Origin of the sequence: Polycladospora coralii, from assembly GCF_014773435.2 — a bacterium.
Taxonomy (GTDB): Bacteria; Bacillota; Bacilli; order Thermoactinomycetales; family Thermoactinomycetaceae; genus Polycladospora; species Polycladospora coralii.
Map to the genome: position 1 here is coordinate 1 of NZ_JACXAG020000005.1, position 22,407 is coordinate 22,407.

A 22,407-nucleotide genomic window follows, 5' to 3' on the forward strand; every position below is an offset into this window, starting at 1 on the left:
AAGTGGTCAAAGAAATCCACTATACACAGGTTAGTTTAAGTCGAGCAAATGGAAATGGTCACTATAGTAATTACTTGGGTTATCGTGCAGGTGGGGGGCATCAAGCTGCATCCCCAGAAGTACAAGGATTAGTAATGATGGTGCTGTTTGCTTTTTTAGATCCATCACCGCTGGGAGAAATATCTTTCCTTCGTTCTGGCCCCGGGTTAATAAAATCTGTAATGAAGCAAGGATTGAAGAAGGATGCTAAGAAAGGAGACTTAGCTACAACTAAAAAATCAAGTAAAGTGGCTAAGGCTAATGATTGCTTTGTAGCTGGAACCCTTGTTAAAACGAGAGATGGCGAAAAGCCGATTGAAGAAATTGAGGTTGGGGATGAGGTTCTCTCGAAAGATGATAAAACTGGGGAACTAGGCTACCGTAAAGTAGCTACTCTTTTTGAAAGAGAAGTGAATGAAACCTACGAAATCTATGTAGGAAAAGAAAAAATCGAAACCACAGCAGAACATCCTTTTTGGGTGATAAAAAAAGGCTGGACCAAGGTTAAGGATCTACGGAAAGGTGACCAACTTCTTACCTCAAGTGGAGATCGTTTAACCATTGGTAAGATCGTCATCAAGAGCAAACCAGCGACGGTATACAATATTGAGGTAGAAGGGTATCATACGTACTTTGTTTCGGACTCTAGTATATGGGTTCATAACAAGGCGATGAAAGGTCAATCGGCAAAGAGAACTGGTAGTAATCAAACAACATTATGGGATATAAAAACCAATGCTAAAGCAAGGGTGAGTTATAAGTTTAATGGGGATACGGTGAATGCCTATCAGGATAAAACAAAAAAAGGATATTGGTGGGCTAAAGACCAAACTGGTCATGCAAATGTTGCATTTAAGGTATTCGAGAAGCGAGGTAATACTTTGAACTGGGTCTCTGATGCTGATGAATTTGGTAATTTTATTATGAATAAGCATAAAAGTAATACAGGTAAAGTTATTAAGTTGAAATGACCTATTAACCTTCACATAGAGATTTTTCAAGTTTCTATGTGAAGGAATGTTTTGAGAGGAGTATTAAAACGATGTATAACAGTAGATTTGAAGAATACTTTAGCAGCAAATTTCCAAAGAGACAGCTAAAGAAGCCTTTGTTCTATAATTTCCCGTATGGGTTACGCTTTGATTTAAAATATTATGAGATGGGAGAGGTTGAGGGTTGTATCAGATCTAAAAAACTTTTTGAAGCTGTTCATTCACCTGATGACTCCATGTATTTAATTACTTTTGTAGATCAAGACATCGATGAGTCTAAAATTGATTGTGATAATGTAATATTAGATAACTATAATAAGTATTTAGATTTTAAATGTGACTATGCTGATCTCAATTGTAAACAAGTTCCATATCGGTATTATGATATATATGACGAATTGGATGAAGTGATCACATACAGATATGATTTAAGTTTTGAAGTTAGTCGTTTTAACTATGAACAGTTTATCAATGAGAAAATTTATGGGAATTATTATGGTGATATGTATATTATAAATCAAAACAAAGATATTATTTTTGATTTATATGATAGAAGAGGAGTAGATATTATATCTAAAGAGAGGAACACGCTTTTAGAGATATATCATAAATTTAATGTCTGGATTCTAGATCACGATAGAGAAAAAATAGACAATACGTTCAAGCTATGATTTGATATCTGGCGTATTAGCCCGAGTCCAAAATAATGTGTAAAATTGTCCCCTGAGATGAACAGAATAAAAGGTAATTCCAATCTGTACAATTCCTTGTCTGAGATCGAACCACGTCCAAAGTGGAACATGTCGGCACCGTGCAGGAGCAAACCACCACTTTTGATTATCGAGCGACATCAGGAGAAATGATCAGCGAAAGTGTAGACGGCAAGAAAACCAACAGCTATGTATACACGGCATTTAAGGTGCGGATGAGACTTCCTACTACCCATACAACGGCAGTCATGTCGAAATGCTCCTCGACGAGCAAGGGGACCCACGTGCCACCTATGGTTACACCCCATGCTGTGAAAACGACAAAACCCTACTCACCAAAGTAGACCACAATCCCAATACCAAGTCCGAACACAATTTGTCTAACCCATAGTCTCCCAAAGTATATAATAAATTCAAGGGATCATTATGGTAGTGATTTGTTTGGAGTGTGGGAATCAAATGGTGATAAATGATGAGGAAGCAGACATAAAACCAGAACGACCATGTTCGCGGTCATAATACTTCATACAACGACAATGATGTTGGCACGTCTTTTACTGTCCACCTCAACAACTTTACAACCTGCTACTCCCAACTATATGTGCAAGGCTTCTGGTATGAATGAGCAGATTGATATTGGCAATCCAGTGAAAAATACCCGTTAGCAGAAAGTTTGCTAGCGGGTATTTTTCATCCGTAGGGTGGATCGGTTGTACAGTATACATATTTAAACCGGGATAGGGAAATGACTATGCATGGCATATATTAACAAGGAGGGCGATTGATGTTAACGATTATCGCTAAAATGATTGCGAAAAAAGGCAAAGAAAACGAAACGTATCAGGCGTTAACAAAATTGATCCAGCCTACACGTGCAGAAAAAGGAAACCGGGTGTATGATTTACACCAACAAATGGATGATACACGTGTTTTTTTCTTTTATGAAGTTTGGGAATCTGAAGCGGATTTTCAGGCCCATACGCAATCGGAACACATTTTAGCATATAGAGAAAAGATGAACGATTTGCTGGATGAAAGAGAAGTGTATCCTCTGAAAAAGGTGGACTAGGGAGGATTGTAACCATTGCATAAAGGAGAAGTTTCAGCAAGGATTCTAGAAGCTTTACACTTTCGTCACGCTACGAAAGTTTTCGATAAGGATAAAAAAATTGCCCAAACAGACTTTGACTTCATTCTGGAAGCGGCACGTTTAGCCCCCTCTTCTTTTGGATTTGAACCATGGAAATTTGTTGTGGTACAAGACGAGTTATTAAGAGAGCAATTATTACCTTATGCCTGGGGAGCAAAGAATCAGCTACCTACAGCAAGCCACTTTGTAATTATATTGGCAAGGACGATGCGTGATTTACGCTTTGATACAGACTATGTCATGCGAATGATGAAAGATATTCACCATCTTCCCAGAGAAGCACTAGAGGCACGTCATTCGTTTTATAAGCAGTTTCAAGAGTCGGATTTTAAACTTTTGGAAGACAGTCGGTATATGTTTGATTGGGCTTGCAAGCAGACTTATATTGCCCTGTCCAACATGATGAATACCGCTGCGCAAATGGGAATTGATTCTTGTCCGATAGAGGGGTTTGATAAGGAGCAAGTGGAAAAGATCTTAAGTCAAAGAAAAGTGATGTCACCTAACCATTTCGGTGTGGCGGTCATGGTTGCTTTTGGCTATCGGGTCAAGGAACCCCGTCCCAAAACGAGACTTCCGCTTACTGAAATTGTAGAGTGGGTGGAGTGATGATTAAACAACCCCAATCGCGGGTAGTCAAGAAGATATGGATATATCGCAAATGGATGTACTTACATCAAATTGCGTAGGGATGTCGATTCACCATAAAAGTCTAAATGAGGAGATGTTATTGATGGCGAAAAAAATCTTATTTGTGATCACCAGTCATGACAAAATTACGGAAGAGATTGTGACGGGATTTTGGTTGGAAGAATTAGCTGCCCCCTATTATGCTTTTAAAGAAAAAGGATATAAGTTAACTTTAGCAAGCCCACGGGGCGGAAAAGTTCCGATTGATCCTAAAAGTATTAGTGGCGAAGAAGAGTTAGAGCAGGCCAAAGAAGTGATTGGAAAATGTGAAGACACGCTTCCACTTCATGAAGTGAACACAGAGGAGTATGATGCGATCTTCTTGCCAGGCGGTCATGGCACGATGTTTGATTTCCCTGAGAATATACACCTGATTCAAGCGATCCAATCTTACGCGGCAGCAGGTAAAGTAGTCGCTGCTGTTTGTCATGGCCCAGCTGGGCTTGTCAATGTGAAGGATCAAGATGGGAAACCACTTGTAGCAGGGAAGAGAGTGGCTGCTTTTACAGATTCCGAGGAAGCTGCTGTACAACTGGTAGAGCATATGCCGTTCTTGTTAGAAAGTAGGCTACGGGAGCTGGGTGCACAGGTTCACACTGTGGAAGACTGGCACCCACACGTGGAAGTAGACGGTACCTTAGTAACCGGTCAAAACCCACAATCCAGCGTAGCCGTAGCGAATGAAGTAATCAAATTGTTAAATTGATTTTCATGATTATTTTAGTTCTCTATTGCGAAGCAGTTGCGCTATAATATACCTGTGCTTACTTTTCGAAAGGAGCAAGGTATGAAATCTTATCATATTATGGTTCATGGTAAAGTGCAAAAAGTAGGGTTTCGTAAATTTGTGCATCGTATGGCTAAGCGTTATCAGCTGACGGGATGGGTCAAAAATCGTACAGATGGTGCCGTTGAAATGGAAGTACAGGGAAAAGAAGAGAACATCGCGTTATTCTTAAAGAAAATCAAAAGGGGCAGCTTACTCGCCCGTGTGGAACGTATCGATGTTGACGAACGGCATAGCGTAGACGATTTTAATTCGTTTTTAGTTAAAATATAAAATAGTAGAGTGGATTTCATGTTTCTTCATGGGGTCCACTCTATTATTTTATGTAAGATATAAGAGGTAAAAGCGTACGTTTTGTGATAAGGTGAAGGGAGAAATGGATATGAATCTACATAAAAACATTGATTTATTAAATAGTGAGAGGTGAAGAGATTGAAGTTGAGGAGATTTATGGGTGTATTTTTATCTCTGCTGGTCCTATCGGGTGTACTGCCAAATCAGGTTTGGGCAGATGAGACGATAGATATGCGCGTTGAAGTGGGATGGAATGGGGAAGGCAGAGGGGATTTGATTCCAGTTCAAGTTACCCTATCCAGTGAAAGTCGTGCTTTAAACGGAGAATTGACCGTAAATACAGATTTTTCAAAGTTACAAGTGATGAAGATGGCTGTGCCAGTAGAGGAAGTAAATATACCTACGGGGACTGAGAAGAAAGTAACTTTACTCGTTCCGTCTGAGTTATTTATAGGGTTGTCACGGATCGTTTTTACAGAACAAGATCAAGTCGTGGCATCAGCCAAAATGAATTTAAAGCGTTTTGCTCAGTCTGATACAGTGATGGGTTATCTAACGGATCAACCCAATGATGCCAATCAACTCTTGGAGATGATGGGGGAAAGTCAAGATCCATCGATGCGGATGGTTCCACTACAAGTGGCGGACATTCCCATACAAGGCAGAGCATTTTCAGGATTTGATGTACTCTTTATAAATGGATTAACAAAAGAATCCTTGACGGAAACACAAGCACGAGCGATCCAAATGTGGGTGGCCAATGGTGGTACTTTGGTAGTTGGCGGAAGTGGTGTGCAAACGGGTACGAAACACCTCGAAGGACTTCTTCCAGTTGAGAAAGTAGGTCATAACGAGATCGAAGTAAAGGATACAGGTGTCCTCGGAATCCCTTCGCTTCGTGTGATTGATGCGCGCTTAAGAGCTGGGGAGAAAGATGCGATTACAAGTGGGAATCAAGTCATCATGGCTAGCAAGAAATGGGATAGTGGTCAAGTCGTTTTTACAGGGTTTGATCTGGTATCCGCTGAATTGAAGGACTGGAGTGGGTATAAAGCCCTGTGGAAGCCGTATCTATCTCGTGAAAACCGGAATGAGATGTACAATGGTCCATCAATTGGAATCAAGTTGTTTAAACAGGATCCATACCTTTTATCAGGCGAACTGGGTAAGTTTCCACATGTGAAATTACCGAACTTACTCTATTTAGGGATTGCTTTTATCCTATATGTCGTATTGGTCGGACCTATTTTCTATTGGATATTGCGCAGAAAGCGACTACAAAAATGGAATTGGGTAGCGATGCCTGCACTGGCACTTGTGATGGCGATCGGTGTATTTATATATGGTCATGCACTTCGTGGCAATCAGCCTTATATCCATCAATTAGGTTTCATACAATCAGACAAGCAGGGAAATGCGACTGTACATCAAATGTTTGCCTTTTTGCCGGAGCAAGCAGGCGATTATCAGTTACAAGTGAAAGAAGGATTTATGTGGCCCCAACATGGTGTAAACTTCTTTCCTGGTGGATCACAGGATAAAAGGCATCCTGTGCAATTTAATCAAGGAACGAAGCTAAGCTATCCTAAGCTCCCTCAGTTGGATGTCAATTATGGTTTTTCAGAATCGCTAGCGCAAATCGGAGGGGAACTTACAGGTACAGTCTACTATGACAAGAAGAAGTGGCGTATCGAGGTAGAAAATGGAACCCAAATACCGCTGTATCAAGTAACGGTTTTGGCTGGCAACAAAACATTTGACATTGGAGCGTTAAATCCAGCGGAAAAGAAAAACTTTGAGCTACCAGACAATGTAAATCTAAGTGCAGCTATGGATCCATATGCATATCATAGCGCGCAATCTATCGAAAAATCACTGATTAATACTACGAGCATGAATGATTTGAGTGAGAAAGATGGAAATATTGACATCGTCGGATTTACCAAGCAAAATATGGTGCCTATACAATTGGAGAACAAGGATTTTCAATCTGCTCATACTTATTTGTTAGCGGGTAATACGAAGATGGCTGGAGATGAAAATGGAAACGTTGCTTTACCCGCAGGGTATGTAAGTCCTACTGTGTTCGAATCTGCCCATCCTTACTATGATAGAATGCCCGGACAAAAAGAGATTACGATGGAAGGTAGTGGAGATGTTACATTTCAGTATGACTTCTCTGCTTATGTCGATACAGTTTCTGATTTAACTTTCTCTGCGTATCAAGGTGAGATTACAGTCTGGAATTGGCAGACCCAGAAGTGGGATGCACTAGCGCAATTGAAAAAAGAAAATATGAAGTCCTATTTGTCATTCGAGCAGAAGCTTCTCGTGCGTTCCGATCAAATTCCAGCCAATACACCGATTAATATACCGCAGGTGGAAGTGAAGGGAAGTGTGCATCGTGATTCAAACTAAAGGACTATTTAAAGCATATGGCAAAATGGAAGCTGTACAGAATCTGGATTTAACCATTGAGGAAGGCACTGTTTTTGGCTTTATTGGTCCGAATGGTGCTGGTAAGTCGACTACGATGCAAATATTAGCGACCTTATTAAAGCCGACAAGTGGACAAGCATGGGTAGCGGGTTTTGATGTGGTAAAAGAAGCCGCAGAAGTACGGAAACGGATTGGCTACATGCCCGATTTCTTTGGTGTTTATGATAATCTGACGGCACTCGAATATTTGGAGTTTTATGGTGCTTGCTATGGGCTTTCACAAGAAACGTGTACACAGGTAGGGTTAGAATTATTGGAGCTGGTCAATCTTCTAGATAAGCGGGATGAACAAGTCGATCTGTTATCACGTGGGATGAAGCAACGATTAGGTTTAGCTCGTGCGTTGGTACATGATCCGGATTTGCTCATTTTAGATGAGCCAGCCTCCGGCTTAGACCCACGTGCACGCATTGAATTTCGTGCGATATTAAAAGAGTTAGGTCAAATGGGAAAAACCATTTTAATTAGTTCGCATATCTTACCGGAATTAGGTGATTTATGTGATGCGATCGGTGTGATGGAACAAGGAAAGCTGATTGCACAAGGTTCTGTAGCGGATATTACAGCTCAGATTCAGCCGGGACGCGTGGTCAAAATCACTGTACTAGATCGTATGGAAGAAGCGTTAAAATGGTTAGAGATGCAGGAAGAAGTCGAGCAGGTTCAATCCGACAAGGAGACATTGACGGTTCGTCTAGATGGGGATGAAATTGTGCAAGCGCAGCTACTCAGCAAGTTGGTAGGAGCAGGATTTACAATCAGTCAATTTGCAGAAGCGCAGGTAAATATAGAGGATGTCTTTATGAATGTGATTCGTAGTCATGTGGAGGTGAGTGAGAATGAAGTTGATTCAGAAACTATTTCATAATCCGATTTTGAGTAAAGAACTACAGTGGCGGATGCGGGTGAAAAAAACGCCTTGGCTCATTGCCTTGTATCTGGTGATTGTAGCAGGAATTGTGTTTACTGTGTTATCCCTACAAGATCTAAATCGGGTGGCTACCTTTGATTCAGGTGCCAATATCTGGGTTTATACAGGCTTATCCTTTTTGAATTTACTGATGTTAGCTTTCATCGTACCGGGTATAACAGCAGGCTTAATTAGTGGCGAGCGGGAACGGCAGACCTTAGATGTGTTGCTTACAACGAATCTTTCTTCTTCACAAATTATATATAGCAAATGGATCGCTTCACTCAGTTTTGTCCTGATGCTGTTGCTATTATCTTCACCTTTGTATGTGATTGTCTATTTATATGGGGGGATCTCACCAGCTCATATCTGGCAATCTATCTTACACTTGATGGTTACGGTTCTATTCTTAGGAAGTTTAGGTATTTTTTATTCCACATGGATTAAACGTACAGGCATTGCGACAGTACTTACCTATGCCAGTGTTGCTTTTATTGGAATTGGTTTGCCGCTCATTTATATATTGATGTGGCAGTTTCCTTATTTTCAAGTGCTAAATGGACAACATTGGATATTTAATGCGCTCCTTAGTTTACATCCCGCTTCATCACTTGCATATGTGATATCTGGCGATTTTGGGTTGTTTTCAAATGGCAATCATAGCTGGCACTTCTACTGGATCTACATTGGATTTTATACGGTTTTGTCCGCCATACTGATGTTCTGGAGTACTTATCTCCTGTCACCTATTCGTTTTAGGAGATTCGGGTTTTCCAAAAAAGTGAAATGAGAGAGGTGAGGATGTGCGTCATTCATTCGATTTACCGGAGTGGTTAGCCATCTTGAAAAAGAGTAAGAAAAGAATCACTTACGAACGGTTAATGGATTGGGGAAGGCGTACGCTGTGGGTTGGTGTAGGCAGTATGGTGTTACTGATGTTACTGGCTCGTGTACTGCCTATCGCACATCCCGGACAGTGGTTGCTCGTGATTTTGGGTAGCACAATCATTGTGGGCCTAAGTTTAGGATTTTGGTTTAGACCCAGTTGGGAGGAAACGGTACACCTAACTGATCAACGGTTGGGGTTAAAGGATCGTTTAATCACATTATGGACCATGAGGCATGAAGATCGTCCGATTGTGTACGCCCAGCGAGAAGATGGGTTAAGGGTATTGGCGGCAGAGATGAGGCATCTATCTCAAAAGATGCCGCTGCCCCTTCCGCATCGTAGTGAACAATTTACTGTTTTAGGAGCGGTTGTACTCGTGTTTTTCCTCCTGTGGCTACCCAATCCTTTACAAGAACAAGCTTTAAAGCAAGTGCAATTGGAAGAAACGATTGCCGCAGAAGAGAAGAAGATTGAAAAGGTTGTCGAACAAATTCAGGAGGACCAACAAGTAAGTAAGCAAACAAAAGAAGCGCTAGCTAAAGAGATGGAAAAATTAAAAAAAGAGCTTGCTGAAGTGGAGTCAACCGCAGACGCTACGCTAGCGCTTGCCAAAAGTGATGCACGCTTAAAGGAACTAGAGAAAGAAATTGCAAGCAAATATGAAGCGGAAAAGCAATTACTCGAAAAGTGGTCTAGTCAGAAGTCAATGGCAGGACTTGCACAAGCGATACAAGAAGGAAGTTTGAAGCAGCAGGATATTGAAAAAGCGGTGGCAGCATTAAGCGATGGCGAAAAAAAACAACTATCTACCCAACTTCAGCAATTAGCTGAACAAAATGGTGAACAAGCAACGGCTTCTATGTCAACGAGTGAGGCCATACAAGCAATCGCACAGTCGGTGCAATCGGGGAATATCGATCAACAAGCGGTTGTCAGTAGTCAACAAGTGATACAAGCAAGTCTCACGACTGATCAACTACAAGGAAATGTAGCGCAAAAGAGCGGACAAAATCCAAACCAAGACCAAGGACAAGGTCAAGGCCAGGGACAAGGCCAAGGACAAGGACAAGGACAGGGACAAGGTCAAGGCCAGGGACAAGGTCAAGGTCAAGGCCAGGGACAAGGCCAAGGTCAGGGACAAGGTCAAGGTCAGGGACAAGGTCAAGGTCAGGGACAAGGTCAAGGTCAAGGCCAGGGACAAGGACAAGGAGATGGAGTTGGCAACGGCGAAGGAAAGCGTAACGTATGGGTGCCATGGGAGCGATTGAATGGACAAGGTCCGCAAGGAACGGTGTCTGGTAGTCAAGGGACTGGCTCGGAAACAGAGACACAAACCCTCTCTACGACACTTGGGAAAACGCTTCCTTACACCGAGGTATATCGCCAATACGAAGAAGCGGCCGCTACAGCGATTGAACGAAGTGATTATTCGGCTGAACAACAGCAATTAATCAGAGATTATTTCTCAGCCATAGAACCAGAGTAAGATTTTCACGCAGAGGAGGATGTACATTACGATGACACAAACGACAGCATGGAAAGAAAGTTGGAAAAAACAAGTTGCGACCATAGAAGAAGTGAAAGCATCTATTGGCCAAGTAATCGTAGGCCAAGAAAATGTGGTGGAGCAAGTCTTAATTGCGATGTTAGCAGGAGGGCACGCACTTTTAGAAGGGGTGCCTGGACTTGGTAAAACATTACTTGTGCGTACGATTGCGCGCTGCCTCGATTTGACATTCTCTCGTGTGCAATTTACCCCTGACTTAATGCCTGCTGATATTATTGGCACACAAATGCTAACCAAAGATGAACAGGGACGTGATGTATTCTCCTATCACAAAGGGCCAATATTCGGCAATCTCATTCTAGCGGATGAAATTAATCGGGCTACACCCAAAACACAAAGTGCATTACTTGAAGCGATGCAGGAACATACCGTTACAGCAGGTGGACAGACGCGTGCGCTACCTCGTCCTTTTTTTGTTTTGGCAACGCAAAATCCACTTGAAATGGAAGGAACTTATATCTTACCGGAGGCCCAATTAGATCGCTTTCTCTTGAAAATTCGAGTTGATTTTCCCACAGAAGCAGACTTAAAAGAGATTGTCTTACGTTCTCCGGAAGCGTTTGCTAGCGAACTTAAACCAATCGCAGACGGAAATACGTTAATCCAAATGAAAAAAAATGTGCAAGAAGTTCTCATAGCGGAGGAACTTGTCGATTTTATTGTGAAAATCATCTGGCTTTCACACCCGCTTCACACGCAAGCACCAGCAAAAATACAACGTTATGTCATGGCGGGAGCCGGGCCACGAGGGGTTCAAGCACTCGTGCAAGCGGCCAAAGCACGTGCTTTTCTCGCACATCGCTTCAATGTCGCTCAGGAAGATGTATTAGCCGTTGCTCCGGCGGTCTTACGTCATCGGATCATCCGCAATTTTGAAGCGGAGGCGACAGGGGTTTCCACAGATGACCTCATTGCAGATTTAATCCACGATCTTACAAAGGACCAAATCGTTAAACAATGAGCACCTTACTAGACCCTGCATTTCTTATTCAATTGGAGCAACTTTCACTGGCAGCGCGTAAACCGATTCGAGGAACACGAGCTGGGCAAAGACGCTCGAAGCTTTTGGGAAGTTCGTTAGACTTTGCAGATTACCGTCCTTATTATCCAGGGGATGACCTGCGGCAACTCGATTGGAGTTTATATGCACGTTCAGGTAAGCATTTTCTAAAGACATTTTTAGACGAGCAAGAGATGCAGGTACATTTGTACCTCGATTGTAGCCGTTCCATGAATCATCTCAATGCGCAAAAGGGATGGCGTGCCAAACAGCTTATGGCTACACTTGGTTATTTAGCGCTTCAGCACGGAGATACCGTTCAGCTTTTTGGTGTGGGAGATGAACAAGCAGGGCGGTTGCCACGCTTACAAGGCAAAAAAAATATTTTTCGGCTCTTTGAGTACCTATCATCATTCTCCTATACAGGTGTTTCTGATTTTAATGAAGAATTTTCTCGTCCGCACTATTGGCCGAAACGGCAAGGTGTTTCCATCATCATAACCGATGGATTTTCAGCATCTGGTTATGAGCAAGCCTTTACTTATTTACAAGCTGCACAGCAGGAAGTACATATCCTTTTAATCCATACAAAAGATGAAGCGGTCCCCTATCTAAGCGGTGACTTACGTTTAATTGATTGTGAAAGTGAGGCCAGCACAGATGTAGCGATTACGCCTGCTATGCTAGAACGATATCATTCCACCTTTCGTCAGTATTTCGACGAAATGGAACATGCTTGCTTTCAGCGCGGCATCACCTACCTTTCGGTCAGTATGGAGCAAGAGTTAGAACAAATGGTATTTCAAATTTTTAGGCGAGCGGGATTGGTGAAATCATGATCTGGTTACAACCGGCCATATGGGGCTTAAGTCTCATCATTCTTCCTCTGATCATTCTGATGTATCTACTACGAAGAAAGTACCAACCACAAACCATAGCGAGTACATTACTTTGGCAACAATTGATCCAAAGTATCGAAGCCAATCATTTGTGGCAAAAATTAAAGCAACATTGGCTATTATGGCTACAATTGCTGGTTGCGGTACTGCTTATCCTGGCATTAAGTCGCCCTGCGATTGAATCGGAAGGATTAAAGGCACAGCATGCCATTATACTTATTGATGTCTCAGGCAGTATGCTTACGCAAGAAAATAAACAAACACGGTTTGAAAAAGCACAGGAAGAAGTAGGTAAACTCATTTCCAACTTGAATGCCGATCAAACGATTACCTTGATTGAAATGGGTCAAACCCCCAAAGTATTAGAATCAAAAAATCGGGATCAGAGAAAGTTGACACAAACCTTGCAGCAAATGAAACCAAAGGCGAGCTCCAGTCAGGTCGAACAAGCCTTAACACTCGCATATGCCATCGCTTCAGAAGAGGAGCATGCAGAGATTGTGATGGTAAGTGATGGTGCAGGGACTGAAGAGATCAAACAGAAACCACACCGTTTTATCCAGGTGGGAAAAGCGACCGAAAATTCGAGTGTGGGGATGTTCCAAGTGAATCAAGAAGGTGGTTTTGCTCGCATTGATCATAATGGGAAACGCCCGAGTACAGTAGCGATTACGCTAAAAAATGATGTCGGTCAACTCATTGATATGCAAACCATCACCTTACAAGGGCAGAGCAGTCAAGTCCTGAAATGGCGTGACTTGCCACCAGCAGATGCTTATCATTTGCAAATAGAAGCAGATACTGATCGACTGGCAACCGATAATGAACGATTTGCATATCCGGTTTCCGCTGCTAAGAAAGACGTTCAATATGTAGGAGAAGAGCAGTTTTTTATAGCGAAAAGTTTAGGGCTATCAAAAAATATAACCTTGCTAAAAGGAGATCAAATCGAACCAAATTTAAATTTATATGTGATGAACAAGAGTAAAAAGTCGGCTCCAGATCGAGGAAATCTGCTGCTGATTTCCCCACCTAAAGAAAAGTCGTTATTTAACGTCCGTGGAACGAAGTCTGTAGGAGGTAAGGTCACACAAGCGGCAAAGCACCCGATCATGAAAGGCTTAAAATTTCAAGCTATCTATGCAGAAAATGTGTTACAAGTGAACCCGCCTGCAGGGATAGAACCCTTACTTGTTGTCGAAGGGGTACCGATCGTACTGGCCGGTGAGCATCAGGGGCGTCGCATCGTTTATTTTGCAGTCGATCTAGATCAAACGGATTTACCCCTGCAACCTAGCTTCCCGATCTTAATGTCTCAGATTATGAACTGGCTCAACCCACAAGAAGAAACTCAGGGACATGTCTTACAAGTGGGTGAATCGATCCAATTCCCTGTTCCTGCACAGTGGAAGGATGTCAGTGTAAAAAGTGATCATGGGGAACAGGAGATCGAGATCATCGCATCAGGGATGGTTCATTTTCAAGCGCCTGAGCAGGCAGGTCAATATGACTTCATTCATCCAGAAAACCAATCGATCTATCGTACTGTTCACGTTGTATTCCCGCTAGCAGAGTCGAAAATAACGCCTGTCGCGGCAAAAACAACACCACTTGCAAGCGAGGCTGTTTCGAATCATACAGGGATTTATGAATTGTGGTGGTGGGTTGCAATTGTTGCCCTCATGGTATTGGGGCTAGAATGGGTGGTGTTTGGACGTGGCTATTAGTTTTGTTAATCCATGGTTATTAGGGCTCATCGTACCGGCTCTCTATTTACTATGGCATTGGTGGAAAAGAGAAAGGCGTTACACAAAGGGAAGGAAATGGCTTGTACTCAGTATACGCACGCTGATCTTCTTACTCTTAATCTTGGCATTGGCACGCATGGAATGGATGTATCCCGTACAAGGAAAAACGATTGTTTTTGTGGTGGATCGCTCAGCCTCTATTGCAGATTCAGATATAGCCTTTCAACAGGTTGAAAAAGCCTTACAGGATAAAAAACCAGAAGACCAAATCGCAATCGTTACAGTCGGAGAAGAAGCTGTAGTGGAGCAATCTTTGTCCACTGCGGATACCATCTCTTCATTTTCGGCGGTCATAAACAAACATGCGACTAACCTGGCGAGTGGTTTGCGATTGGCAAGTGGATTTATTTCGGATGAGATGAAGGGCAAAGTGGTTTTAATATCAGATGGTGCCGAGACGGTTGGTCATGCACGGGTGGAAGCTGATCGTCTACGAGAACGGGGTATTCCAGTAGACGTGGTTTCGCTCAGTTCAAAGCAAGGACCTGAAGTGTTACTAACCGAAATGAAGATTCCGTCTAAAGCGTATCAAACTGAAAAAATTCCGATTCGTGTGCAGGTTAAATCGACGACGGACACGAAAGCCACTTTACGCTTATATGAAAAAAATCGTTTAGTGGAAGAACAAAAAATTTCTTTAGTAGAAGGTGAAAATACGTTTTCATTTGCTACATCTGCTAGCCAATCGGGTTTAGTGCGCTATCATGCGGAAATTGTATCTGATCAAGATACCCTTCCCCAAAATAATCAAGTGTATGGTTTTTCGCAGGTGTCTGGTAATCCACGGGTGTTAATCGTTGAGGGGAAGCCAGGTGAAGGGCAAAACTTAGCGGATATGCTCATGCAAGCAGGGGTAGAGGTGAAACGATCATCTGCCTCGTCTTTGCCAGATACATTGGAAGGATATCAACAGTTTGAGACGATGGTGCTGGTGAATACACCTGCTTATGCCATTTCTACATACAAAATGGAGATGATTCAATCTGCAGTGCGTGATCTAGGCATGGGGCTGATTATGACCGGTGGAGAGAATAGCTATGCACTGGGAGGCTGGTTTCAAACCCCAATCGAGACATTACTACCAGTAGATATGGAGTTGCGTGATAAAAAGCGGATGCCTTCTTTAGGGCTGATGTTAGTCATTGACCGTTCAGGAAGTATGTCCGGTCAAAAGCTGGATATGGCTAAAGAAGCAGCGATTCGTTCGACACAGTTATTAACCCCACAAGACCAGTTAGGTGTGCTTGCTTTTGATAGTAAAGGCGAGTGGATTGTTTCTCCACAGCCGGTGACGAAACGTGATGAATTAATAGGTCAGATCGGTGGGATTGTAGCAGACGGCGGAACAAGTATTTATCCTGCTTTGACAGAAAGTTTTCAAGCATTATCTCAATTGAAAGTAAAGCGAAAACATATCATATTGTTAACAGATGGTCATTCCAGTGAGGGAGATTACACGGGACTTGCTCAAAAAATGCAGGCAGAGGGCATTACGTTATCGACCATTGCAGTTGGAGCAGGTGCAGATCAAGTGTTGCTGGAAAGCATAGCGCAAGTAGGAAAAGGACGCCACTATTTGGCTGAATCTCCTGATCAAATTCCAACTATTTTCAGCAAAGAGGCTACGATGGCAACACGCAGTTATGTCGTAGATGAACCTTTCATTCCGAAGTGGGTAGGCGCTAAAGAGTGGCACAACCAAGTCCCGCCATTACGGGCATATGTAGCGACAACGCCTAAGCAGACAGCAGAGATGGTGCTCGCAAGTTCCTATCCAGATCCCGTATTAGCACGCTGGCAATACGGTCTGGGGCGAACTGTGGCATGGACGAGTGATATCAGTGGAAAATGGTCTCCAGATTGGGTAAGCTGGAATGGATTTCCTAAGTTTTGGAATCAGGTCGTAACCTGGTCTTATCCCCAATATCAAAATAACGGGGTGCATGTGGAGCATCAAATGGATGGCAATCAAATGATCCTTCGTGTATCAAAGGAAAATTTGAATCAGCATGAAATCCAACTCCAACTTCTCGATGATGAAGGAAACAAAGAATCGGTGAGTGCAAAGATGGTCGCACCTGGTGAATATGAAGGGGTATTTTCGATTGATGAGCCAGGCGTTTACTTTGCTCAAGTCGGAAACCCAGTTTCTCTGGGAACTTATGGGATCACGGTGCCGTACTCTGCAGAGTACGCAAGTATAGAAAATAAAACGCATTACCTAGAACAGATTGCGACAGCAGGTGGAGGCGTACACCGTACGGACATTTCGGGTGTGTGGCAGTGGGAGGAGAGTAAGTGGGGCAAGCAAAGCTTAGCTTGGTACCTCATTTTCGTTGCACTGCTCCTATGGCCATTTGATATTGCTTGTCGTAAAATATCTTGGCCGATCATTCGATTAGAGAAGAAGGAAAACGGGAAACAAATGAAACAGGTGGAGCGTTTGCATCAACTCAAGCAGGTACGTAAACAACCGCTTGTCGAAAAGAAAGAATATGCAAAACCCCCCACAAAAATAACGCCATTGCCAAGCGCACCACCGAAAAAAATAGTACGCCAATCCCCACAGGGTACACATTTATCCAGTTTGCTGGCAGCGAAGCGCAAACGTGACCAACAGGAGCAAAAAGAGTAGGAAACTTGCATTCGGTGCTTGCAATAGGTATATTGTGGTAAAATAAGAAAAGCGAAATGAGAAGGAGAGGATCGAATGAGTAAGAATAATATTCAAGATGCTTTCTTGAATCAGTTGCGCAAAAATAAAATCCCGTGTACATTGTTTTTGACAAATGGGTTTCAATATCGCGGAACCGTTACAGGTTTCGATACATATGTCGTAATGTTAAATGCGGAAGGAAAGCAACAAATGATTTTTAAACATGTGATTAGCACCATTCAACCAGCCCAAACGGTGGCCTGGGAAAATCAAGACTGAACATCTAAGAAGACCTTACGTGTGACATGTAAGGTCTTCTTGATACTTAGCTTGATTCATTTTTTTTATTGATTTGCTTGAGCTCCCGTAATTCTTCTAACACGCCTTCTATTTCCATCATTGTTAAACGGCTTTCTTTCTTTTGGATCATGTGATAAATATCGCGGAGATCTTCGTAATTTTGTAGTTGAAAGTCATCTTCGCTGATAATCGCGCTATTAACTAACTTTAAGCTTTTTTTGATTTCATTAACCAGATAGTGCAGATTTTCAGTTGTTGCCTGTTCAAGGTTCACAGTTCGATTCATCCTTTCTAAATTCCATCACTCAATCACATTGTACCCAATCTTGTGCCTTATGAATAGAGAGAAAGGAGTGTATACAGATCGAATATCCACAGTTGTATGTCGATTTTATCTATTATTTTAATGTTGAGCGGGACTTTTATACGTGTCATGATGTGCTAGAGGAGTTATGGTTAGAAGAAGGGCGAGACCCTTTTTTTCAAGGGTTACTACAAGTCGCAGTGGGCTTCTATCACTTGGAAAATGAAAATCGACGCGGTGCGATAAAAAGCATGACAGCAGGTTTAGATAAATTGATGAACAGCACAGAAGCTGTGAAGATGGGCATACATCTTGAGAGGTTGAAAAAAGATGTGAGGCGAGCGCTATTACACTTAGACGATAATATACCGATCAACATTAAAATCATAGATCTCGAATTGGAGCGGCTTGTGCTACGGAGATGAATACTATTAAAAAAATTTGAATAAATGGAAGCGATTCCATTTATTCAAATTTTTTTAATAGTATTATTTTATACTTTAGGCAGGGGTTTTATTATTATGTAACTAATTTATTCATAGTATACTAAAAATTCACTATAGAAATGGAGAGATATACTATGAATATCGAAAATACGATAAAAAAGATTTTAAGCTCAGAATTATTTGTTGAAGTATCAGAAGAGGAAATGGGTTTGGATGACAGTTTGAGAAATGATTTTTCTCTTGATTCGATGGGGTTCATTGAGTTGCGTGTAAATTGTGAGGAGCAATTCGACATTAAGATTTCTGATGAAAAATTTAATGATCAAAATTTTAAATCGATCCGTACAGTCGCTGATTTAGTGCGCGAACTGCAAATGGCTAAAAAATAGATTGATTATTATGTAAAAATTGTTTTCTGTATAAATTATTTTATCAGAAAAGAGGTCTACTATGTCAAAATCGACAATTGATCAAATTCCTAATGAACAACTCGATGCATTGCGCTTTGGACATGATATGCACTTTAATCATTATGGTCAGAAACTGCCTTTCGCTTCTATAAATGCGAAAGGATTGACACAACAACTTGTTTCATTGGAAGGAGATCATGCAGGTACTCCATTTGAAACGATTGATGCAAGCGGAGGATATGGAAGTGCGTGCCTAGGAGCAGGTCATGAGGTTATGCTTGAGGCAATGCAGGATGCATATAAAGCTGGCTATGTGACAGATGAATTAGGTTCCATAGAACGTGCACAGTTACTACATGAGTTATTTGGTTCACAGGGATTATGGCGAGATCATTTCCCGGCAGACCAATATCATGTGAGCGGACGTAATTCCGGTTCAGAAGGGATGGAGTTCGCCCTTAAACTTGCGCTTGAATCTCGTTTTGATCATCGTAATTTAAAATATGCCACGGGAAAAGAAAAGCGTAACATCATTGTAGCTTTTGAAGGCGCATGGCATGGCTGGACAAGCGGCTTAGTTCCCCTGCTAAATCGTAGACATTATCGTATGGGTCTACCAACGATTGATGTGGACGACTCTTATGGTGTGAAGGTCGAACATCTTCCTTTTGGTGATGAAGAACGGATTAGACAATATTTCACAGAAAAGGGAGAACAAATTCTTGCTGTTGTCATTGAACCGATACAAGGAGATGCAGGTATCATCATTCCGCCCACTAGTTATTTGAGAAAAGTTTCCAATATGTGTCGTGATAATCAAGTGTTGCTAATTGCTGATGAAGTGCTTACTTTTGCCAAAACTGGACAATTTTTTGCAATGACGGATGAACAAGGACCGATTCCGACAGATATTACAGTGATCGGTAAAAGTCTTGGAATGGGAGTCATATCCACCTCTATGGTGATTGCGCGTCGTCAACTTAGCATTCGTAGTACAGGTGCGGTAGCCACATCTGATCTGCGTCCGATTACTTGCTCAATCATGCGTAAAGGTATTCGGTATATTGTGGAGAAAAATTTGCTTGAGCAATCTTTACAACTAGGAAAATATTTACAAACGCTATTAAAAGAAGAAATAATTAGAACATTACCGGATATTTATCAAGAGGCACGTGGTTGCGGGGTTATGCATGGTGTTGAATTAACAGAGCAAGCAGCTTCACAATTGATGGCATTTAGGAAAACGATTATTGAACATGGCGTCTATACAGAATTTATGGCTGGAGCAGGCAGACGTTCCAATGGTCGGCGTTATATTTTCCCTACTATGCGAATTGCACCTGCTTTAATTATTTCCAAACCACAAATTGAACAAATCATTGAAAATATTCAGCGAGGTTCAAAGGCGTTTCAGGAGCGTTATCTAACATGAGCATAACCGATAGAGGGTACTTATTCCCCATCCAAAAACGTGTTGAACACATTGATACAGATGCTTCTGGTGTTGTTCATTTTGCTCGGTATCCTTCCTTGATGGAATCTGCAATTCTTGAGAACTTGGATGCTCATGCAATGGGTTTACATGCTTTAGAGCGGGTTGGATTATCGTTGGTCGTTGTTGAGGTACAAGTGAAGTATTTTGCACCAAGCCATTTTCTTGACTGTTTAAGTATAGAAGTAAAAGTTAAGCGTGTACAAGCAGCTCGCTTTTTTATAGAAGCTTTCGTCTATCGAGTTGAACAGGACAAAGCGAATACATTATTGGCTAGTGGAATCTTTACCTTTGCAGTCACACAATTACAAGAGGGTACACCTTGTGCTCTACCAAAATCGATTAGAGAAACGCTAAAGGAGTGTATGAATGATGCATGTAGCAAATGAACGAAAAGCTAAAACGATGGGCTTTACCGAACTAAAAAAATGGCTTCGTCATCGTCATCCAATGATTTATATTGATCGTGTACTTGACTATGAACCGAGCGATTTTTTTAAATGTGTGCTTTCGGTATCTGGAACCATGGAGGCTATAGCAGGGCATTTTCCGGAACGAGCTATTTTTCCAGGTAGTCATTTAATGCAAGGTTTTGCTCAAGCAGGTATTATTTTTTATCAGTTAAGCACAACGCCAGTTGCTGAAGATGAGTTGACACTTATCGGATCTGTGAAATCTAGATTTCAGAGGGTTGTAGTTCCTGGAGATCAAGTGATTTTCAATTTAAAGTGCGATAATATCCACCAAAATACATTTATCTTCTCATGTCGTGCCACAGTAGAAGATAAAACCGTTGCCGCATTCAAAGGAACACTCATGCGGGTCAAAGTAGAAGACTTGGGTGAACAGTTGTGGTAAACAAACAGACGAGCCCAATTTGTATCACAGGCATGGCATGGCATACTGCACTTGGCTCAGACTTATATGAGGTGTGGCAGAAATTGTTGAAGGGGGAATCAGGTTGCAAACCTGTTTCCTCTCCATTCCCTTTACGTAACATGCGTGCAGGGACGATCGATTTTTTTTCTTTGGACCAGCAGCATCGTACACGTCAGCATGACTTGGCACGCACTACCATTGAACGTGTACTAGAACATGCGCAATTAGAATCGGAATCGTCTGCCATTCGATATATATTAGGGACTAGTTATGGTTCGCATTTAGATGAACCAGTCGATTCGCTGCATACGTGGGCTGTAGAGGTAGGGGAATCGCTTCGAACTTATCACAAGCCTCTCTCATTAACAACAGCTTGTTCATCGGCATCAGATAGCATACTCGTCGGAGCTTCATTGATTGAAAGTGGTGAATCAGAAATTTGCGTATGTGGTGGTGCTGACATTGTAACCATTAGCAAAAGACTAGCTCATTCCGCTCTCAACACAATGTCGCCTACATACCTACGCGCATTTGACGAAAGTCATGATGGGATGCTCTTGGGGGAAGGTGCTGGCTTTTTAGTGTTGGAGTCGCAAGTATCTGCAGAACGTAGGAATGCGACGATCTATGGATATTTGCTGGGTGCAGGGGCATCCAACGATGCTAGTGGTATGACATCACCCGATCCATCGGGAGAGAGCATCCAGCTTGCTATTAAACGAGCTTTTCAAGATAGTGAGACAAGTATTGAAGAACTTGCGATTATTAATGCCCATGGATCTGGGACACCTGTTAACGATGCAGTCGAGCAGGCGTGCTTTCATCTATTATTTGGAGAGCAATCCGAATTACCGCTTGTATTTGCTACAAAAGGTGCATTTGGTCATAGCCTAGGTGCTACCGGAGCTTTGGAAGCGATAACGGTACTATTAGCTTTGAATGAGAAACAAATTCCACCCATTTTTGGTCTTGAAAACCCGATGCACAATTTCACATTGCCTTTACCTATCAATAAACCAAGTTCTTTCACAGGGTCAGTTGGGGCAAGTTTAACTTTAGGATTTGGAGGATTTAATACATGTCTACTTTTTCAAGGGAAGACTTGAGCAACCTCTATTTTAAGAATGAACAGATAAAAATCTGTAGCTTTGGCATGTCTCATACGGATAAGCTCACGCATGCACAACGAAAAGTTGCTTCTTTCTATGCTGATCCTGCAGCATGGTTGGTTGTAGATGCTGTCAAGGATGCTTTGCAACGTTTTAATCGAGATTTAACTCCTATTAAGGAAAAAATAGGGGTTATTACGATAAGTGATATTTGTACACTAAATACCATTAATATGATTCGTAATCAAGTTAGCAAAGGTCGCGTTTCCCCGATTCGCTTTGCTGGAGCCAATCCAGGTTCAATGGCGGGTCTTCCCTGTATCATTCATGGATATCGAGGGCCAACGTTAGTCTTCACCTCTCCCTTAGCTGAGACAATTGATGCAGTAGTGGCTACCGTCCTTTCTTGGCTTCGTAAGCAACAGGCTTCGTATGTTTTTATCAATACTTACCAGCAACAATCGACTGAATGTTATACAGTACGGAGTATATTAGTTAGCGAATTGAATGAAGTACAGTCACCTTCATACCGGGATGGTTCTGCTTTACTAGCAAGGGTGTGAGTGAAGGAGGAGCA

General features: G+C 42.0%; 23 protein-coding genes. 22 read left to right on the top strand and 1 reads right to left on the bottom strand.

The features are described 5' to 3' along the window. The 15 genes from IC619_RS11135 to hfq form a co-directional block, all read left to right on the top strand. Positions 1 to 1,010 (top strand): polymorphic toxin-type HINT domain-containing protein (locus IC619_RS11135; protein ID WP_213260901.1); only part of this gene is annotated, 1,010 nt, incomplete at its 5' end. A gap of 71 nt (positions 1,011 to 1,081) precedes the next feature. Further along, the gene (locus IC619_RS11140) at positions 1,082 to 1,702 is read left to right on the top strand and encodes a DUF3885 domain-containing protein (RefSeq protein WP_191140388.1); all 621 of its coding nucleotides are present in this window, start codon (positions 1,082 to 1,084) and stop codon (positions 1,700 to 1,702) included. An 823-nt stretch (positions 1,703 to 2,525) separates the two neighbouring features. Further along, the gene (locus IC619_RS11145; RefSeq protein ID WP_191140387.1) at positions 2,526 to 2,810 is read left to right on the top strand and encodes a putative quinol monooxygenase; all 285 of its coding nucleotides are present in this window, start codon (positions 2,526 to 2,528) and stop codon (positions 2,808 to 2,810) included. Between the two features lie 15 nt (positions 2,811 to 2,825). After that, the gene (locus tag IC619_RS11150; RefSeq protein WP_191140386.1) at positions 2,826 to 3,500 is read left to right on the top strand and encodes an NAD(P)H-dependent oxidoreductase; all 675 of its coding nucleotides are present in this window, start codon (positions 2,826 to 2,828) and stop codon (positions 3,498 to 3,500) included. A 124-nt stretch (positions 3,501 to 3,624) separates the two neighbouring features. Further along, positions 3,625 to 4,287, top strand: coding sequence for a type 1 glutamine amidotransferase domain-containing protein (locus IC619_RS11155; RefSeq protein WP_191140385.1), 663 nt, complete (start codon positions 3,625 to 3,627; stop codon positions 4,285 to 4,287). An 81-nt stretch (positions 4,288 to 4,368) separates the two neighbouring features. After that, complete coding sequence (locus IC619_RS11160) at positions 4,369 to 4,641, top strand: acylphosphatase (RefSeq protein ID WP_191140384.1); 273 nt, start codon at positions 4,369 to 4,371, stop codon at positions 4,639 to 4,641. Between the two features lie 177 nt (positions 4,642 to 4,818). Further along, entirely contained in the window at positions 4,819 to 7,080 is a 2,262-nt protein-coding gene (locus IC619_RS11165; protein WP_191140383.1) for a DUF7408 domain-containing protein, read from the top strand. Next, positions 7,067 to 8,029: an ATP-binding cassette domain-containing protein gene (locus IC619_RS11170; RefSeq protein WP_191140382.1), complete on the top strand. Its 963-nt coding sequence runs from the start codon at positions 7,067 to 7,069 to the stop codon at positions 8,027 to 8,029. Before IC619_RS11165 ends, IC619_RS11170 begins: the two co-directional genes overlap by 14 nt. Next, positions 8,001 to 8,861 (top strand): ABC transporter permease, encoded by an 861-nt coding sequence (locus IC619_RS11175; RefSeq protein WP_191140381.1) that lies wholly within the window; start codon positions 8,001 to 8,003, stop codon positions 8,859 to 8,861. The genes IC619_RS11170 and IC619_RS11175 overlap by 29 nt, the downstream gene beginning before the upstream one ends. A gap of 13 nt (positions 8,862 to 8,874) precedes the next feature. Beyond that, positions 8,875 to 10,446 carry a hypothetical protein gene (locus tag IC619_RS11180; protein WP_191140380.1) on the top strand — a complete coding sequence of 524 codons (1,572 nt, stop codon included), beginning with the start codon at positions 8,875 to 8,877 and terminating at the stop codon, positions 10,444 to 10,446. Between the two features lie 31 nt (positions 10,447 to 10,477). Then, a complete protein-coding gene (locus IC619_RS11185; RefSeq protein WP_191140379.1) occupies positions 10,478 to 11,488 on the top strand; it encodes an AAA family ATPase in 1,011 nt (336 codons plus the stop codon). Beyond that, entirely contained in the window at positions 11,485 to 12,366 is an 882-nt protein-coding gene (locus IC619_RS11190) for a DUF58 domain-containing protein (protein ID WP_191140378.1), read from the top strand. Before IC619_RS11185 ends, IC619_RS11190 begins: the two co-directional genes overlap by 4 nt. After that, positions 12,363 to 14,153: a vWA domain-containing protein gene (locus tag IC619_RS11195; RefSeq protein WP_191140377.1), complete on the top strand. Its 1,791-nt coding sequence runs from the start codon at positions 12,363 to 12,365 to the stop codon at positions 14,151 to 14,153. The genes IC619_RS11190 and IC619_RS11195 overlap by 4 nt, the downstream gene beginning before the upstream one ends. After that, the gene (locus IC619_RS11200; protein WP_191140376.1) at positions 14,143 to 16,869 is read left to right on the top strand and encodes a VWA domain-containing protein; all 2,727 of its coding nucleotides are present in this window, start codon (positions 14,143 to 14,145) and stop codon (positions 16,867 to 16,869) included. Before IC619_RS11195 ends, IC619_RS11200 begins: the two co-directional genes overlap by 11 nt. A 75-nt stretch (positions 16,870 to 16,944) precedes the next feature. Further along, positions 16,945 to 17,169 carry an RNA chaperone Hfq gene (gene hfq / locus IC619_RS11205; RefSeq protein WP_191140375.1) on the top strand — a complete coding sequence of 75 codons (225 nt, stop codon included), beginning with the start codon at positions 16,945 to 16,947 and terminating at the stop codon, positions 17,167 to 17,169. 46 nt (positions 17,170 to 17,215) lie between these two features. Here hfq and IC619_RS11210 read toward each other — a convergent pair whose 3' ends face one another. After that, positions 17,216 to 17,464, bottom strand: coding sequence for a DUF1128 family protein (locus IC619_RS11210; protein WP_191140374.1), 249 nt, complete (start codon positions 17,462 to 17,464; stop codon positions 17,216 to 17,218). Between the two features lie 104 nt (positions 17,465 to 17,568). On the opposite strand from IC619_RS11210, the gene IC619_RS11215 reads away from it, so the two are divergent. From IC619_RS11215 to IC619_RS11245, 7 genes are all read left to right on the top strand, one after another. Beyond that, the gene (locus tag IC619_RS11215) at positions 17,569 to 17,919 is read left to right on the top strand and encodes a DUF309 domain-containing protein (protein WP_249669838.1); all 351 of its coding nucleotides are present in this window, start codon (positions 17,569 to 17,571) and stop codon (positions 17,917 to 17,919) included. A gap of 155 nt (positions 17,920 to 18,074) precedes the next feature. Beyond that, positions 18,075 to 18,329 carry an acyl carrier protein gene (locus IC619_RS11220; RefSeq protein WP_191140373.1) on the top strand — a complete coding sequence of 85 codons (255 nt, stop codon included), beginning with the start codon at positions 18,075 to 18,077 and terminating at the stop codon, positions 18,327 to 18,329. 61 nt (positions 18,330 to 18,390) lie between these two features. Then, entirely contained in the window at positions 18,391 to 19,782 is a 1,392-nt protein-coding gene (locus IC619_RS11225) for an aminotransferase class III-fold pyridoxal phosphate-dependent enzyme (RefSeq protein WP_191140372.1), read from the top strand. Next, positions 19,779 to 20,231 carry an acyl-CoA thioesterase gene (locus tag IC619_RS11230; RefSeq protein WP_191140371.1) on the top strand — a complete coding sequence of 151 codons (453 nt, stop codon included), beginning with the start codon at positions 19,779 to 19,781 and terminating at the stop codon, positions 20,229 to 20,231. The genes IC619_RS11225 and IC619_RS11230 overlap by 4 nt, the downstream gene beginning before the upstream one ends. Continuing rightward, positions 20,212 to 20,700 carry a 3-hydroxyacyl-ACP dehydratase FabZ family protein gene (locus IC619_RS11235; RefSeq protein ID WP_249669839.1) on the top strand — a complete coding sequence of 163 codons (489 nt, stop codon included), beginning with the start codon at positions 20,212 to 20,214 and terminating at the stop codon, positions 20,698 to 20,700. Before IC619_RS11230 ends, IC619_RS11235 begins: the two co-directional genes overlap by 20 nt. Next, on the top strand, positions 20,694 to 21,827 hold the full coding sequence (locus IC619_RS17235; protein WP_347239790.1) for a beta-ketoacyl-[acyl-carrier-protein] synthase family protein: 1,134 nt from the start codon (positions 20,694 to 20,696) through the stop codon (positions 21,825 to 21,827). Before IC619_RS11235 ends, IC619_RS17235 begins: the two co-directional genes overlap by 7 nt. After that, positions 21,800 to 22,393 (top strand): coronafacic acid synthetase, encoded by a 594-nt coding sequence (locus IC619_RS11245; RefSeq protein ID WP_191140370.1) that lies wholly within the window; start codon positions 21,800 to 21,802, stop codon positions 22,391 to 22,393. The genes IC619_RS17235 and IC619_RS11245 overlap by 28 nt, the downstream gene beginning before the upstream one ends. Positions 22,394 to 22,407: the final 14 nt, after the last annotated feature.

Coding starts and splice junctions, on each gene's coding strand:
- IC619_RS11140 (WP_191140388.1), top strand. CDS start 1,082: ATGTATAACAGTAGATTTGAAGAATACTTTAGCAGCAAATTTCCAAAG.
- IC619_RS11220 (WP_191140373.1), top strand. CDS start 18,075: ATGAATATCGAAAATACGATAAAAAAGATTTTAAGCTCAGAATTATTT.
- IC619_RS11190 (WP_191140378.1), top strand. CDS start 11,485: ATGAGCACCTTACTAGACCCTGCATTTCTTATTCAATTGGAGCAACTT.
- IC619_RS11175 (WP_191140381.1), top strand. CDS start 8,001: ATGAAGTTGATTCAGAAACTATTTCATAATCCGATTTTGAGTAAAGAA.
- IC619_RS11145 (WP_191140387.1), top strand. CDS start 2,526: ATGTTAACGATTATCGCTAAAATGATTGCGAAAAAAGGCAAAGAAAAC.
- IC619_RS11225 (WP_191140372.1), top strand. CDS start 18,391: ATGTCAAAATCGACAATTGATCAAATTCCTAATGAACAACTCGATGCA.
- IC619_RS11165 (WP_191140383.1), top strand. CDS start 4,819: ATGGGTGTATTTTTATCTCTGCTGGTCCTATCGGGTGTACTGCCAAAT.
- IC619_RS11230 (WP_191140371.1), top strand. CDS start 19,779: ATGAGCATAACCGATAGAGGGTACTTATTCCCCATCCAAAAACGTGTT.
- IC619_RS11235 (WP_249669839.1), top strand. CDS start 20,212: ATGATGCATGTAGCAAATGAACGAAAAGCTAAAACGATGGGCTTTACC.
- IC619_RS11155 (WP_191140385.1), top strand. CDS start 3,625: ATGGCGAAAAAAATCTTATTTGTGATCACCAGTCATGACAAAATTACG.
- IC619_RS11245 (WP_191140370.1), top strand. CDS start 21,800: ATGTCTACTTTTTCAAGGGAAGACTTGAGCAACCTCTATTTTAAGAAT.
- IC619_RS11185 (WP_191140379.1), top strand. CDS start 10,478: ATGACACAAACGACAGCATGGAAAGAAAGTTGGAAAAAACAAGTTGCG.
- hfq (WP_191140375.1), top strand. CDS start 16,945: ATGAGTAAGAATAATATTCAAGATGCTTTCTTGAATCAGTTGCGCAAA.
- IC619_RS11195 (WP_191140377.1), top strand. CDS start 12,363: ATGATCTGGTTACAACCGGCCATATGGGGCTTAAGTCTCATCATTCTT.
- IC619_RS11160 (WP_191140384.1), top strand. CDS start 4,369: ATGAAATCTTATCATATTATGGTTCATGGTAAAGTGCAAAAAGTAGGG.